Source organism: Providencia sp. UF-224 (genome assembly GCF_058245955.1).
Genome location: NZ_JBSICC010000021.1, coordinates 51,489 through 66,523, shown reverse-complemented (window position 1 = coordinate 66,523; position 15,035 = coordinate 51,489). Strand labels below are relative to the sequence as shown.

The 15,035-nt window shown below is 42.5% G+C and carries 12 protein-coding genes; 3 read left to right on the top strand and 9 right to left on the bottom strand.

All coding sequences use genetic code 11. The features are described from left to right. Positions 1 to 479 precede the first annotated feature (479 nt). Positions 480 to 1,892, top strand: coding sequence for a pyruvate kinase PykF (gene pykF / locus AC4IFO_RS17190; protein ID WP_490736211.1), 1,413 nt, complete (start codon positions 480 to 482; stop codon positions 1,890 to 1,892). Between the two features lie 415 nt (positions 1,893 to 2,307). Beyond that, positions 2,308 to 2,544, top strand: a complete 237-nt coding sequence (locus AC4IFO_RS17185) for a major outer membrane lipoprotein (RefSeq protein ID WP_353242221.1) — start codon at positions 2,308 to 2,310, stop codon at positions 2,542 to 2,544. 97 nt (positions 2,545 to 2,641) lie between these two features. On the opposite strand, the gene AC4IFO_RS17180 is transcribed toward AC4IFO_RS17185, so the two are convergent. The 9 genes from AC4IFO_RS17180 to ydiJ all read right to left on the bottom strand — a co-directional run bounded on the left by AC4IFO_RS17180 (position 2,642) and on the right by ydiJ (position 13,452). Then, positions 2,642 to 3,706, bottom strand: a complete 1,065-nt coding sequence (locus tag AC4IFO_RS17180) for a L,D-transpeptidase family protein (protein ID WP_490736209.1) — start codon at positions 3,704 to 3,706, stop codon at positions 2,642 to 2,644. Positions 3,707 to 3,919: 213 nt separating this feature from the next. Beyond that, entirely contained in the window at positions 3,920 to 4,336 is a 417-nt protein-coding gene (gene sufE, locus AC4IFO_RS17175) for a cysteine desulfuration protein SufE (protein ID WP_219248681.1), read from the bottom strand. 36 nt (positions 4,337 to 4,372) lie between these two features. Next, a complete protein-coding gene (gene sufS / locus AC4IFO_RS17170; protein WP_490736207.1) occupies positions 4,373 to 5,611 on the bottom strand; it encodes a cysteine desulfurase SufS in 1,239 nt (412 codons plus the stop codon). Between the two features lie 4 nt (positions 5,612 to 5,615). Continuing rightward, positions 5,616 to 6,923: a Fe-S cluster assembly protein SufD gene (sufD, locus tag AC4IFO_RS17165; RefSeq protein WP_490736205.1), complete on the bottom strand. Its 1,308-nt coding sequence runs from the start codon at positions 6,921 to 6,923 to the stop codon at positions 5,616 to 5,618. Continuing rightward, on the bottom strand, positions 6,898 to 7,644 hold the full coding sequence (gene sufC, locus AC4IFO_RS17160) for a Fe-S cluster assembly ATPase SufC (RefSeq protein ID WP_219248684.1): 747 nt from the start codon (positions 7,642 to 7,644) through the stop codon (positions 6,898 to 6,900). The genes sufD and sufC overlap by 26 nt, the downstream gene beginning before the upstream one ends. Positions 7,645 to 7,689: 45 nt before the next feature. Further along, positions 7,690 to 9,189: a Fe-S cluster assembly protein SufB gene (gene sufB, locus AC4IFO_RS17155; protein ID WP_219248685.1), complete on the bottom strand. Its 1,500-nt coding sequence runs from the start codon at positions 9,187 to 9,189 to the stop codon at positions 7,690 to 7,692. A gap of 16 nt (positions 9,190 to 9,205) precedes the next feature. Then, complete coding sequence (gene sufA / locus AC4IFO_RS17150) at positions 9,206 to 9,574, bottom strand: Fe-S cluster assembly scaffold SufA (RefSeq protein ID WP_047757040.1); 369 nt, start codon at positions 9,572 to 9,574, stop codon at positions 9,206 to 9,208. Between the two features lie 408 nt (positions 9,575 to 9,982). Next, positions 9,983 to 10,399 (bottom strand): 1,4-dihydroxy-2-naphthoyl-CoA hydrolase, encoded by a 417-nt coding sequence (gene menI / locus AC4IFO_RS17145; RefSeq protein ID WP_490736202.1) that lies wholly within the window; start codon positions 10,397 to 10,399, stop codon positions 9,983 to 9,985. Continuing rightward, entirely contained in the window at positions 10,399 to 13,452 is a 3,054-nt protein-coding gene (gene ydiJ, locus AC4IFO_RS17140; protein WP_490736200.1) for a D-2-hydroxyglutarate dehydrogenase YdiJ, read from the bottom strand. Before ydiJ ends, menI begins: the two co-directional genes overlap by 1 nt. A gap of 256 nt (positions 13,453 to 13,708) precedes the next feature. Between ydiJ and ydiK the strand changes: the two genes are divergently transcribed. After that, positions 13,709 to 14,824, top strand: a complete 1,116-nt coding sequence (gene ydiK, locus AC4IFO_RS17135; RefSeq protein ID WP_490736198.1) for an AI-2E family transporter YdiK — start codon at positions 13,709 to 13,711, stop codon at positions 14,822 to 14,824. The last annotated feature ends 211 nt before the right edge of the window (positions 14,825 to 15,035 follow it).

Here is a 15,035-nt window from a genome sequence, read left to right as displayed (position 1 = left end):
GTCCGTAGCTCAGTTGGTTAGAGCACCACCTTGACATGGTGGGGGTCGGTAGTTCGAGTCTACTCGGACGCACCATTTTCTAACATCTTCATTTATATCCCAATATTTTCCTTGATTGTCACTTCAACTTGCCTTATTTTGTTGCGCAACAATTTAACTCACTTAAAATCAACCGAATAATTGATCTTAGCTATCTCTTCATTCAATTTAGTAAAATTTGATTTGTCTCACAGTTTTTTGTTGTCTATAATACTCCCGTTGGCTGAAAGGTTTCACCAACAATAAATCAGTACGTTAGCTTTAATGAAGTTTGTCGACTACACTATAATTAGAATCAAATTGTGACAAATTTTATGATAATATGAATTTAACACCAGACTGTCGCCTATTCTTATAAATGAGTTGCGCAACAAGTTTTATCATGCGCACTAAGCATCGGCGGCAATACCGATTTCCTTTATAACCTTAGATAGACTGCCATGAAAAAAACCAAAATTGTTTGTACTATCGGTCCAAAAACCGAATCTGAAGAAAAACTGACCCAACTGTTAGATGCGGGCATGAACGTCATGCGTCTGAACTTCTCCCACGGTGACTATGAAGAACATGGTCAACGCATCAAAAATCTTCGCTCTGTTTGTGCAAAAACTGGTAAACAAGCAGCTATCCTGCTGGACACTAAAGGCCCTGAAATCCGCACCATGAAATTAGAAGGCGGTAACGATGTTTCTCTCGTTGCAGGTCAAACCTTTACGTTTACCACTGACACATCTGTTGTCGGTAATAAAGACAAAGTTGCTGTCACTTACCCTGGCTTAACAGCTGACCTAAAAGTCGGTAACACTGTTTTAGTTGATGATGGCCTTATTGGTATGAAAGTCACCAATGTCACGGCAACTGAAGTGGTTTGTGAAGTCTTAAACAATGGCGATCTTGGTGAGAAAAAAGGTGTTAACCTGCCTGGCGTTTCTATCGGTCTGCCTGCGTTAGCAGAAAAAGACAAAGAAGACTTAGTTTTCGGTTGTGAGCAAGGTGTGGACTTCGTTGCCGCTTCTTTCATCCGTAAACGCTCTGATGTGGAAGAAATTCGTGCTCACCTGAAAAAACACGGTGGCGAAAACATCCAAATTATTTCTAAAATTGAAAACCAAGAAGGTTTAAACAATTTTGATGAGATCTTAGAAGCCTCTGACGGCATCATGGTTGCTCGTGGTGACTTAGGTGTTGAGATCCCAGTCGAAGAAGTTATCTTCGCGCAAAAAATGATGATTGAAAAATGTGTTAAGGCTCGCAAAGTCGTGATCACTGCAACACAAATGTTAGATTCAATGATCAAAAACCCACGCCCGACTCGTGCTGAAGCAGGTGACGTGGCGAACGCCATTTTAGACGGTACTGACGCAGTTATGTTGTCAGGTGAAAGTGCGAAAGGTAAATATCCCGTAGAAGCTGTCACTATCATGGCAACTATCTGTGAGCGTACTGACCGTGTGATGCCAACTCGTATCGACAACCAAAAACCAAGCCAGCGCTTACGTGTTACTGAAGCGGTATGCCGTGGTGCAGTTGAAATGTCTGAAAAACTAGACGTTCCACTGATTGTTGTTGCTACTTACGGTGGTAAATCAGCGAAATCTGTTCGTAAATACTTCCCGACAGCACCAATCCTGGCCTTAACCACAAATGAAGAAACTGCACGCCAGTTACTGTTAGTAAAAGGTGTGATCCCAATGATTGTTGGCGGTTTCACTTCTACCGATGACTTCTACCGTGAAGGTAAACGCGCTGCATTAGAAAGTGGTTTAGCGGTTGAAGGCGATGCAGTTGTTATGGTTTCTGGTGCATTAGTCCAAAGTGGTACAACCAATACTTCTTCTGTTCACGTTCTGTAATTAATATTTTATAGAATGCTTAAAAGCCGATAGCGGTTAATTCAGCTATCGGCTTTTTCTATTTTTAGTTAACATTAAATGCTATCTTGACTTAACTATTTGTCCGTTTAGATTTCTTTAGCAAATATCCTATCTCTATTTAAGTGTAATATCACAAAATGTCCTTTAGCTGTTCAAATAACAACCTTCATTGATCTTAATTTAAATTTTTCTTCTTTTTCCTACGACTAAATGTAAAGTATTTCTAGCAAATCTTTAAATTAAGTACTAGCATAAGACTTAGTAAGTGCCATACCCTAATTTTCATTAGGTTGTTTTAAAGGGATATAGCAAGCTTAAAGATAATCGTCTTGGCTCTATTATTTGGTGACTTGCTCTTTATATTTTCAAGATAATCAATCTAGAGGGTAAAATAATGATTCGTACTAAAATTCTACTGGGCTCTATCGTATTAGCTTCAGCATTACTAGCGGGTTGTTCTAACAGCACTGACGTGCAAAAACTCTCTTCAGACGTGCAAACTCTGAATGGTAAAGTTGATCAACTGAGCAACGACGTTCAGTCACTGCGTTCTGATGTTCAGACAGCTCAAGAAGAAGCAGCACGTGCTAACCAACGTCTGGACAACCAAGTTCGTACTTACAAAAAATAAGTTCGATTTGGTCGTTATCTAGTTGAAACGATGCTTTTTTAGAAGCTGATAGTATTTATGAGGGCCTATGAAAATAGGCCCTTATTTTTTGTGCTGGTTATTGCACAGCTAGTGAGGAACGGTATTTGGCAGGTAGTAATGCGCCGATTTTGCCATCATAAATCGGGCCTGGCTGTGAAATGGTGAACGGCTCAATCGGTGTTAACCCTTCATATTGGTTTTCATGCGCTGGCTCATTAGTACCCTGATCATTATTTATACGTACAGGCATCCCAGAACGCCTTGCAAGCTCTTTTTGGACCAAAGCCTTATCTATCCCTTCATTTTCAAGAAAGCGCTTAAAATCGTCAGAGAGTTTGATTGGCATCGTTTGCGGATCATCATTGTTTGAGCGAGATAATGGCTGATGCACTTCAATATAATAACTCCCATCCGCCTCTTTAGAATATTTTACTGCTTGGTCAATAACTTGAACGCGAGTTCCTTTTGGAACCGTTTTAAACAGCGCCTCAATATCATCAGGACGTAAACGAATACAACCAGAACTTACGCGCATTCCAATTCCGAAGTCCGCATTGGTACCATGAATTAGATATTCACCACGACCGTGAGCCAAACGTAAGGCGTACAACCCCATTGGATTTTCAGGCCCTGCTGGCACGACTGCAGGTAATGTAATCCCTTCTTTTGCATAATTTTTACGAATATTTGCAGTGGGTGTCCATGTTGGGTCTTTAATCGACTGGCTAACTGATGTGACCATTTCAGGTGTATCACGGCCTAATTGGCCAATGCCAATTGGATATACAACGACATTATCGCTGTTTGCAGGGTAATAATATAAACGTAACTCGGCCAAATTAATCACTATGCCTGTTCTTGGCGTTGATGGCAGCAACATTTGTGCAGGAATAATGAGCGCTTTACCCGCTTCTGGCAAATAAGGGTCAGTACCTGGGTTTGCCTCAAGCATCCCTAATAAGCCAATTTCATGTTCACTGGCAATCGCTTCAAGGGGGCGACCATCATTCGGCACGATATAGGTGTAATTTTCCCCGATTAATCGGGTGTTACTATCAGGTAATGGGTACTCTTTTGCCTGAGCTGGCGCTAATAATGCACTCATGACAAACAAACTTGCCACCGTTAAAACTCTTTTCATACCGACTCCAAAATAGTGTAATTACAATAACGCAATGATTATTACTCATAATAGCAACTATTCTTAATATCTTTAATACTTAATGAATATTTTAGTTAACTAATATTATTGAGCAAATCTTTATACGATGGTTGCATTTTAATGAATGTTAGATTCGGTGGGATGTTAAGAGAAAAAATGAGATGAGGGAACGGAGTTGCTCCCTCGGTAAAACTAAACTAACTCGTTTGCACGGGCTAAGATGGTACGGATCATGGCATTCAACCCTTGGGTTCGTGAAGGGGTTAAATGTTGTTCTAACGCTAATTGCTCAAAAAAGGATTTTACATCTAACGCTAAAATTTGCTGCGGTGTTTTACCTTGAAAAAGAATAATAACAATCGCCACTAACCCTTTAACGATTGCAGCATCACTATCCCCTGCAAAGGTAATTGTGCCATCAGACTGTAGCTGCATATCAATCCAAACTTGGCTTTGACAACCCGCAATTAGATTGCTATCACTTTTTTGTGTTTCATTAAGCTCAGGCAAACGCCCACCTAGCTCAATCATATACAAATAACGCTCTTCCCAATCTTGGCAACGTGCAAAATTACGTAATAATTTATTTTCATCGGGTAATGCAGGCATACTCACTTCCTTTACCATTCACTTAATTCTTTGTGCTTAGCCTAACAATTTTTTAATGCGCTGTAACGCATTGAATAACGCATCAATATCTTCTTTAGTGGTATAAATTCCCACCGAAGCGCGGCACATAGCAGGAACATGGTAATGCTCCATCAAAGGTAAAGCACAGTGGTGCCCTGTTCGGATAGCAATGCCATATCTATCCAAAAAAGACCCAACGTCATAGGCATGGTGCTCGCCAAGGTTAAACGCCAAAACACCTTCACGTTGGTCGTTACCGTATAACCTAATGGACGGAATCTCTTTAAGCTTTTGCGATGCATACGCCATGATTTGCGCTTCATAAGCAAAGACATCGCGTAAATTTAATGCAGTCAAATAGTCAAATGCGGCGCCTAACCCAATAATTGCACTCACATTTGGCGTACCCGCTTCAAAACGCCAAGGCGCATCTGCAAAGGTAATTCCCTTAGTTAGGCTAACTTGGCGGATCATCGCCCCGCCGCCTTCCCATGGTGGCATCACATCTAAGACAGCCTTTTTGCCGAACAGAATACCAATACCCGTTGGCCCGTATAATTTGTGCCCAGAGAACACATAAAAATCGCAGTCCAGGTCCTGTACATCAACCTGTTGATGCATCGCACCTTGCGCGCCATCCACCAAAATTGCCAGCTCACTGCCTTTTTGCGAAGCAATATCACGTGCTTGTTGGATAATCTTTTTGACTGGATTGACAGTGCCTAGCACGTTCGAAATATGCGTAAAACTCAATAAGCGTGTTCGTGTATCGATCAATTCATTGAGTTTATCTAGCTGCAATGTTCCATCATCTGAGATAGGGATCACGCGGACTTCAAAACCAATTTCTTCGGCTAATAAAAACCAAGGAACGATATTGGCATGGTGCTCCATCTCAGTAATGACGATATTATCGCCTTCAAAGAGATGTTTGCGCCCGTAGCTATTCGCAACGAGGTTAATCCCTTCAGTGGTACCTTTCACAAAAACGATTTCTTCGTTTGAACCTGCATTGATGAAATCCGCCGCCTTTTGGCGCACTTCTTCCATCATGGTTGTCGCATTGGCACTGAGTGTGTGAATGCCACGGTGAACCGCGGCATACTGATGTAACGTAAATTCACTCTCGCGCTCGATAACTTGCAACGGTTTTTGCGCACTCGCTGCACTGTCTAAATAGACAAGTGGATGGTTATTCACTGATTGTGATAAGGCAGGAAAATCCTGCCTGACTAACGCAACATCAAACGACATGGGATTAAACCTCCGCTAAGCGCTGGCGGATGTTTGCCATCACAGCGTGCTTTAACTCTTCCGACTCAATAGACTCTGTCAATTCTGCGGCAAACGCGATGATGATCATATGCTTAGCTGCTTTGCCATCAATTCCTCTTGAGCGCAGATAAAACAATTGTTCATCATCGATTCGACCCACTGTCGCACCATGACCACATTTCACATCGTCTGCATAAATCTCAAGCTGTGGCTTCGTATCGATTTCAGCTTTATCACCGAGCAACAGGGTATTGTTCGTCATTTGGCCATCAGTTTTCAGCGCATTTGGGGCTACTTTGATCATCCCATTAAACACCGCTTTACTGCTGTCCATCGCAATCACTTTATGCAATTGACGGCTGTTACAGAAACTGTTGTTGTGCTCTAAATACGTCCGCGTATCCGCAATTTCGTTGTCTTTTGGTAACAGTAAACTGTTAAGCTCAAGCTCGGTATTTTCACCATCAAGACGAGCACTTGTGTGGTTACGTGTTAAGCCAGCACCTAATAAGAAACTGGTGCTTTTAACGCGACTATCACGGCCAACCACAATGTCGTTATGGGCGAAATGTTGTGCCTGTGAATTTTCCACATTCAATTTGAAGTGGCTAAAGTCTGCGTTATCACCCACTTCGGCGGTTAAACGGCTTCCCGTCATGTGCGCTTGGCCATTTAAACTGACAAAGTGCTCAATAACCTGTGCTTTACTGTTGGTATCTAAAGTTAAATGATAACGATATTGGCTGATATTCATCGCCTGTTCATCATTTTTACCACTCGAAATATTCAGTAAATACAACGGTTTTTCTGCTACTTTATTTGCTGCTAAGTGGATAACTAACGGTTGCACTGCCAAGCTTTCCGTTAAATGTAAAAAGATTTCGCTATTGACAGGCGCAGGCAGTAAATCTTGATTATCGAGCAGAGACACTTGGAATGGCCCGACATCAATAGAACTCAGCGCTGAACTATAGCGCCCATCAATTAATACAATACGATAAGCATCAATCGGTAAAGCTAACTTTTCACATTCGCTCGCAACAGCATCTGCATCACTAAAATGGTAATGTGTATTTAATACGCTTTTTAGTGGCGTGTAATGCCAATCTTCATGACGAAATGCAGGTAAGCCGACTTGTTTAGCCTGCTCCCAATGGTTTTTTGCATGCTGGGAATTTTCGCCTAAGCGTTGTTCAAACAGCGTTGCAAAGCGTGACATTGCTTGCTCATTGAGCGCAGCAACTTCAGCACGCTTTTGTGCTCTTTCACTGTTGGTCAATAAGCCAGCCATAACCCTGCTCCTCCAGTTTTTTCGCTAAACTGAAATCACCTGATTTGATGATTTTCCCTTGATATAAAACGTGGACAAAGTCAGGTTTTACATAATCTAAAATGCGTTGATAGTGTGTCACTATAATGAATGAACGCTCAGGAGAACGCAGTGAATTCACACCGTTCGACACAATTTTCAGAGCGTCAATATCCAGACCTGAGTCTGTTTCATCAAGAATGCAAAGTTGTGGTTCTAGCGCTGCCATCTGCAGGATATCATTACGCTTTTTCTCACCGCCGGAGAAACCGACGTTAACTGAGCGTGCTAATAAATCCTCTGGCATTTCCAACAATTTAATTTTATCTTCAATAAAATCTTGGAAATCAAAGCGGTCTAATGCGTCTTGCTGACGATATTCACGCACTGCATTAACCGCTGTTTGTAAGAAAAATTGATTACTCACACCAGGAATTTCGACTGGGTATTGAAATGCTAAGAAAACACCTTCGCCCGCTCGTTCTTCTGGATCTAATTCAAATAGATTCTTGCCTTTAAAGGTCACTGAACCGCTATCAATTTCATATTCTTCGCGACCCGCAAGTGTTGCTGATAATGTACTTTTACCTGAACCATTTGGGCCCATGATAGCGTGAACTTCCCCTGGCTTCACTTCCAGAGATAACCCTTTTAAAATCTCATTACCTTCTACACTCACGTGTAAATCTTTAACACTTAACATATTTACATGCCTTTAGCGCTTACGCGCAAATAAACTCGATAAGGATCAGCCAACGCTATGTTCTAAGCTGATCGCCAGCAATTTTTGTGCTTCTACAGCAAACTCTAAAGGAAGCTCCGAGAACACATCTTTACAGAAACCATTTACAATCATGGAGATAGCATCATCTTCACTAATTCCACGTTGTAAGCAGTAAAACAGCTGGTCTTCACCAATACGTGATGTTGTGGCTTCGTGCTCAAGCTGTGCCGTATTATTTTTAACTTCCACATAAGGGAAAGTATGCGCGCCACACTGTGTACCAATTAACATGGAATCACACTGCGTGAAGTTACGCGCGTTTTGGGCGCTTGGCAGAATTTTGACTAAACCACGGTAGCTGTTTTGGCTCTTACCCGCAGAAATCCCTTTTGAGATAATCGTTGAACGGGTATTTTTCCCGATATGAATCATCTTAGTACCGGTATCTGCTTGCTGGTTACCGTTGGTCAGTGCCACAGAGAAGAACTCACCAACTGAGTTATCCCCTTTAAGGATCACACTTGGGTATTTCCACGTGATCGCGGAGCCTGTTTCAGACTGCGTCCACGACATTTTGGAATTTTCGCCTTCACACAATGCACGCTTAGTCACGAAGTTTAAGATCCCGCCTTCTTCGCTATCCCCACCGGAGAACCAGTTTTGGACAGTGGAGTATTTAACCTCAGCATCTTTGTGGATAATGACTTCAACAACGGCGGCATGTAGCTGGTAGCTATCGCGAACGGGCGCTGAACACCCTTCGATATAACTGACATAACTACCCTCGTCCGCAATCAAAATAGTGCGTTCAAACTGCCCTGTTTTAGCGGCGTTAATGCGAAAATAAGTGGAAAGCTCCATTGGGCAATGCACCCCTTTCGGAATGTACACAAAGGTGCCATCAGAAGCGACCGCCGCATTTAACGCTGCGAAAAAGTTATCGTGGCTTGAAACGACACTGCCCAAATATTTCTGAACCAATTCAGGGTATTCTTGGATAGCTTCGCTAAATGAGCAGAAAATCACGCCGTGTTTCGCAAGATCTTCACGGTATGTGGTCGACACTGACACGGAGTCAAAAATGGCATCAACGGCAACGGCTTTACCTTCACGAACAGGCACACCTAGTTGGTTAAACGCTTCTTCGACTTCCGCCGTTAAGTAATTATTGGTTTCAGCAACGCCTGTTGCTTGGGTTGCCCCAGATTGTGAACCACAGGTATCATCACACGAGCCACAAGATGGCGCGGAATAATAGCTGTAATCCTGATAATCAAGATTTGGATATTGGGCTTTGAGCCAATGTGGCTCTTCCATGCCTTTCCAATGATTAAAGGCATCAAGGCGGAATTGTAACATCCACTCAGGCTCATTACGTTTCGCTGAAATAGCGCGGACAACATCTTCGTTGATCCCTTTTGCCATTTCATCTGTTGCGACTTCCGTAAAGAAGCCCTCTTTATAACGCTGGTCATCAAGCCAGCTTTGAACATCATCGCCAACTTCTACATTGCTCTGTGACATAATCTGACTTCACATGTTAAACGCCGAAGCTTTCACCACACCCACAGGCATGTTGGGCTTTCGGGTTATTGAATTTGAAAATTTGATTCAGCCCTTCTTGGACGTAATCAACGACTGTGCCATCAATAAATGGCATTGCTTCTTTTGGCACATAAAGGTGTGCCCCATCGAGTTCAAATAACAGGTGGTTGTCGGTTGGGTTTTCGATCATTTCAAATACATAACCGAAGCCCGCGCAGCCAGACTGTTTAACGCCGAGTGAAAGCCCTTTGGTGTTTGGGTTTTGCACCATCAATTTTTTGATTTGTTTTGCAGCGCTTTGTGTCAGGCTAACTCCCTGCCAATTGTTTTCATCAAATGAAAATGTCTCTACACCGTCAGTCATATTGACCCCACATTTCTTATGGCTTTTCAGCCTGTTATCAGGAGATTAACTCTGTCTACCCTATGGTAATGATTACCTATGCTACTTCAACCATTTGTTTTAAGAGGTTATAGCTATTTTAGTACTTTTTTTACTCAAACCAAGGTCATTTATTGAACAAAAGCAACCAGAAAACCATCTAAAACAATGAAAAATAACGAATAAATAGAGTTACATTTTTTATTTAATTTTGTACTAATAAATACACAAAAATGACACAAATTAATAAAGATGCATTTATTATACAACTTAATTTATTTGATAAAAATGAAAATGCATTCATCTGAATATGTAGATGGGGGCAATTAATAAAAACAACAACTCGTTTTCGAGATATTTTCCCGAAAACGAGGTAGACAAAGAAAGGAGTTATTCAAATAAAACGGCGGTTGTCAGACGTGATGTGCAACACAACTTGCCTTGCTCATTGAAAATTTCAATGTTCCAGACTTGCTGACGCCGGCCGAGATGGATGGGCTTGCAAACGCCACGTACAATACCTGAACGCGCTGCACGAACATGGTTCGCATTAATTTCAACACCGACCACACGCTGTTCACCTTCGGTGCACATATAACCTGCGATAGATCCTAATGATTCAGCCAATACCACGGATGCACCACCATGCAGCAACCCAAAAGGCTGCTTTGTTCGTTCATCCACCGGCATCGTGCCTTCCATATAATCGTCACCGACTTTGGTGATTTCGATACCAATGTGCCCTAGCATGCAAGTTTTTGACATTTCAGCTAATTGTGCTAAATCAAATTGACGTTTCCAAATCATTAAACAATCTCCAACAAAGCTTGAATCGGGTGTTTTATTAACGTATTTTCCATGCGTTTTACTTGGCTGCGGCAAGAGTAACCTGAACTTAAACAACGCTCTTTTGGCAGTGACGACATCGCCCCTTTCCAAGATAAGTTATAAATTCCTTTTGAGTTTTCAAAGTTTGCAACCTCGTGCCCATAAGTCCCTGCCATTCCACAACAGCCCACACTCACATTGTTAAGCTGCTGACCAAAGCGAGCAAATAAAGATGCCCATTGATTCGCACTGTTTGGCAGTGCTGTCGACTCGGTACAATGCCCGAAAAAGTACCATGGCTGTGCTGCACTTGTTTGTGCAATTTGTGGTTCAGGCAAAGTAATTAACCATTCATGCGCCAACATTACCGTAAATTGGCACTGGTCTTTACCTAAAATTTCATGATATTCATCGCGATAACACAAAACTAACGCAGGGTCGACGCCCACCATTGGCAATTGCAGCTTTGCCACACGATTTAAGAAATCTGCCGTTTTACGGGCTGTTTTCGCAAATTTAGCCAGAAAACCTTTAATATGTTGTGCTTTACCATTTGGGGAAAAAGGCAGTAAAACAGGTTTATAACCTAATTTTTCGATTAATCGCACGAAATCCGCAACCACTTTTGCATCGTAATAACTGGTAAAAGGGTCTTGCACCACCAAAACATAGTTTTCCCGTTGCCCAGCGCTCATTCCTTCAAGTTGCTCTAACGTTACGGCAACCGCCGCATGGCCTGAAAGCTCTTGTTTTAAGGTGGGTTGCGAAAACAGCGGTAAATCCACCATACCAATAGTGCGTTCACTTAATTTTTGCACGATGTTTTGACGCAAGAAAAAGTTAAAAACACCCGGCACTTTTGATAGCAACGGCGCGCTGGCTTCCACATTCGCGACGATATGGTCACGAACTGGGCGCAAATAGCGCCCGTGATATAACGCTAAAAATTTCGCTCTAAACGATGGCACATCAATTTTAATTGGGCACTGCGTTGAACACGCCTTACACGCCAAACACCCTGACATCGAGGCTTTCACTTCATGGGAGAAGTCATAATCCCCTAGCTTAGCTCGCCACGTGTTGCGTGTTTTATCAATCAGTCCACGTAAAGATGGTTGGCTCTGCGTGATACCTTTCTCAAGGTGCTCAGGTGTCACACCTTGCTCTGCAAGTAATCTTAGCCATTCACGCACTAACGTCGCACGCCCTTTTGGTGAATGAATACGCTGACCGCTGATTTTCATCGATGGGCACATTGGGCTTTTTACATCAAAGTTAAAACAGAGCCCATTACCATTACAATCCATAGCACCACGGAACTCTTGGCGCATCTGCACAGGGATTTGACGATCGTAAGTGCCGCGTTTGATGCCATCAACTTGTTTCATTGGCGCATCTAAACCCGCAGGTGGGCATATTTTGCCCGGGTTCAAACGGTTGTCAGGGTCAAATGCCGCTTTAATATTACGTAATTCACCGTACAGCACGTCACCAAAGAACTCAGGGCTATACTCCGCGCGGAAGCCTTTGCCATGCTCCCCCCAAAGAAGCCCACCGTATTTCGCTGTTAATGCAACAATTTCATCAGAAATTTGTTTCATTAATACTTCTTGCTGTGGATCGCACATATCCAACGCAGGGCGCACATGTAGAACCCCTGCATCCACATGACCAAACATACCATAGTTGAGTTTATGGTTATCCAGCAACGCCCTGAATTCAACAATATAATCCGCAAGATGCTCAGGTGGAACACATGTATCTTCAACAAATGGAATGGGCTTAGCGGCCCCTTTGCTGTTCCCCAGTAACCCAACCGCTTTTTTGCGCATATTATAAATGCGAGTGATATCCTCAAGATCATGACAGGTTTGGTAGCCAATCACGCCGGCTTGATTGCTTGACATTAATTCATCTAAGCGTTGGCATAGGCTTTCAGTCAATTGATTGATTTCATCTTCATCGTCGCCGCTAAATTCAACGATGTTTAACCCTAACATTTCTTTATTTGGCACATCTGTAATTAAGGCTTTAACGGAATGCCAAACGATGTCTTCTTTTGCAAGGTTAAGCACCTTTGAATCAACCGTTTCAACAGATAACGCTTTGGCCTGCACCATAAAAGGCGCATTACGCAAAGCAGACTCAAACGAGTCATATTTTACGTTGACTAAGCGACGTACTTTAGGGAGAGGCGTAATATCCAATGTCGCTTCTGTGATAAAGGCAAGGGAGCCTTCTGAACCCGTTAAAATACGCGTGAGGTCAAACTCTGTTAATTCATCATTAAGCACATGGCGTAAATCATAGCCTGTTAAAAAGCGGTTAAGCTTGGGAAATTTCGCTTCAATTAACGGACGTTGCTCAAGGCAGCGCTCTAATACTGTTTTATAGATACGCCCGACTACTGAATCTTCAGACGCAATCGTTTGGGCGAGTGCAATAGGCATAGCCCGTGTATCGAGGCATTCACCTCCCAATACCATGGCCTTAACGCCTAATACGTGGTCAGAAGTTTTGCCGTACACCAGAGAGCCTTGGCCCGACGCATCTGTATTAATCATCCCACCTAATGTGGCGCGGTTACTGGTCGATAATTCAGGCGAGAAAAAATAGCCGTATGGTTTTAGAAATTGATTAAGCTGGTCTTTTATGACCCCCGCTTCAACTTTCACCCAACCCTGCTCTGGGTTAATTTCTAAAATACGGTTCATATAGCGGGACATATCCACCACAATCCCTTCCGTTAAGGATTGTCCGTTTGTTCCCGTACCGCCGCCACGAGGGGTGAAAGTGAGCTCACGGTATTTTTCTTGCCCTGCAACGCGTGTAATAATTTGCACGTCAGCACTGGAGCGTGGAAAAACAACGGCTTGGGGCAACAACTGATAAATACTGTTGTCTGTCGCCATGGATAATCTTTCTGCATAACTGGTGCCAGTATCACCCGTAAAACCGTGTTCTTGTAGCTCATGCAAGAACGTGATGACGAGTTGGCTGAGATGAGGTGCTTCTGATATACGCGGGATCATTATTAACGATGACTCTTGTTGTTTAGTGTTCGCATTACTCGTTATGTACTATCTTTATTTTAAGTTGCACAATAGTGTCTTAGGTTTATGAAAAGCTGAGTTCACAGCCTGTAAAGACAGTACAGCCGCTGATGACATTGTCATCATGAACCATATCACAATATTGTTTTTTTTAACCGTGAAAAATAATTACGTTATTTTCGCCTTAAAAAACCCGACACATGCAGAATTTTCATTTGTTAAGGATCAATCATTAATGGAAAAATCGCAAAAACGTTTGGATCTTCCCAAACTTATTTTCGGGCTGCTATCCATCGTTTTAATGATAGCGGCCTGCTTTTGGGTACTTAATCCCTTTATTCTTGGTTTTGTTTGGGCAGGAATGATGGTCATTGCGACTTGGCCGCTACTATTACGCCTCGAGGCACGCCTATGGCATAAAAGATGGCTTGCTGCCTTAGTCATGGTTCTTCTCATTTTACTGTTGTTTGTGATCCCCCTGGGTATCTTAATCGGCAGCATCATTGAAAATAGCTCCCCGCTCATTGAGCTGGCAAAATCGCCATCTAGTCTCACATTACCCGATTTAGAGTGGCTAAACACAATCCCTATGGTCGGTGAAAAGATTTATTACGCATGGCATAGTCTTGTTGCCAGTGGCGGCAATGCCCTTCTGGCTAAAATTCAACCTTATTTTGGGCAGGCAGCTGGTTGGTTTGCGACACAAGCAATTAGTGCTGGGCGTTTTATTTTCCACTTAATGTTGATGCTTCTCTTCAGTGGCCTGTTATATCTAAAAGGCGAATCAGTGATGCTAGGCATTCGCCACTTTGCGGTTCGCTTAGCGGGGATCCGAGGTGATGCGGCTGTTGTCTTAGCCGCTCAATCCATCCGCGCAGTTGCACTTGGAGTGGTGGTAACCGCACTGATCCAAGCGATTGTGGGTGGCGTTGGTCTTGCACTCTCAGGCATTAGTTACGCCGCTATTCTAACGGTATTGCTGTTTATCTGCTGCGTCGCCCAATTAGGGCCATTATTAATTATGATCCCTTCAGTATTATGGTTATTTTGGACTGGCGACACTACGTGGGGCATTATCTTGGCTGTTTGGGCTGCTGTTGTTGCGACTATGGATGGGGTACTACGACCATGGTTAATTAAGATGGGCGCTGACTTACCGATGGTACTTATTCTTGTCGGCGTCATCGGCGGAATTTTATCATTTGGTATGATAGGCCTGTTTATTGGCCCTGTTGTTTTAGCGGTTTCATACAGCTTATTAAAAGCTTGGATGAACGAAGTCGCACTCCCAAGCGAAGACTTAAGCGAAACTGAAAAATTTCTTGAGGAAGAGTTCTTGATTAAGAAATAGTTTTATTAACCGAAACAGATATGTTTATTGAATGCATGTCTGTTTCATTAACGGGTTCATTCTCATTAATATTTAGAAACAATATTTAACATTCTAATGTTAGTATTCAGCTTAATTTATGTTAACATAAAACCATTGAATATTTCTCTTTACGTAACAATAGCTAATATTAATATTGAGAGTGTTCTTAATGATTGGGTAATTTAATTAG